Origin of the sequence: Gluconobacter sp. P1D12_c (assembly GCF_018812105.1) — a bacterium.
GTDB classification, from domain to species: Bacteria; Pseudomonadota; Alphaproteobacteria; order Acetobacterales; family Acetobacteraceae; genus Gluconobacter; species Gluconobacter oxydans_A.
Genome location: NZ_JACSIQ010000609.1, coordinates 1 through 411, shown reverse-complemented (window position 1 = coordinate 411; position 411 = coordinate 1). Strand labels below are relative to the sequence as shown.

The following is a 411-nucleotide window of genomic DNA, read 5'->3' as shown; positions in this document are numbered from 1 at the left end:
GTGATTTCAAGCTTTTGGCGATTTGATTGACGGTTCCTTGGGTCGCTTTCGCTCTGCGTTTTGAGCAGATCGGGGACTGCCCCCCTGGATGACTACGCGCTCGCGTTCAACCTTGCGAGGAAGAGAAAGCGGCGCATGTTGTAGACAATATTGGCCAGGCCGATCCTCATGGTGGCCCGGGTGATACCCACGGTTCGGACGAACAGACCCGTCTGCGATTTCTGATCGGCAAAGACATGCTCGACACGCGACCGGATCACCGATTTCCCTGCGTTGGACCGCTGGATGTGGCGGGGCATGGGCTTGAGATGCGGCTTTTTCCTGTGGACCTTTGAGACAAAGCCCTGCTTTTCCATGAAGTCTTCGTTGGCTTTCGAGCGATACGCGGTATCGGCCCAGACGCTTGAGGCG

Annotated in this window: 1 protein-coding gene; it reads right to left on the bottom strand. The window is 56.9% G+C overall.

Annotated elements, in window-relative coordinates:
* Nucleotides 1-92 precede the first annotated feature (92 nt).
* Nucleotides 93-411, bottom strand: a 319-nt coding sequence (locus KP705_RS18375; RefSeq protein WP_215765343.1) for a transposase, incomplete at its 5' end; no start/stop codon positions are given.